Annotated in this window: 1 pseudogene; it reads right to left on the minus strand. The window is 64.1% G+C overall.

The window, feature by feature from the left end:
* Positions 1-206: pseudogene (locus tag ACLJNW_RS26545) on the minus strand (hypothetical protein); the annotation flags it as partial.
* Positions 207-256: the final 50 nt, after the last annotated feature.

Consider the following 256-nt stretch of genomic DNA (forward strand, 5'->3'; position numbering starts at 1 on the left):
TCGCCGGCCAGTTCGAAGCCGAGACCGGACGGCAGCGCAGCCTGCTCCGGGGCCAGGTTCTGACGCCAGAGCACATCCTTCCAGCTCACGCCGATCGCCTGGACACGCACCAGGACTTCCCCTGCGGCCGGCGCCGGGGTCGGCAGCTCTTCGCATTTGAGGACCTCTGGCGGGCCAAACTGATGAAAACGGATCACTCGGGACATCGCAAACCTCTGCAGTGCATCACGGGGTGAATAACCTCATGGGTTGTGAC

Origin of the sequence: Salmonella sp. SAL4457, assembly GCF_046548235.1 — a bacterium.
Taxonomy (GTDB): Bacteria; Pseudomonadota; Gammaproteobacteria; order Enterobacterales; family Enterobacteriaceae; genus Salmonella; species Salmonella enterica.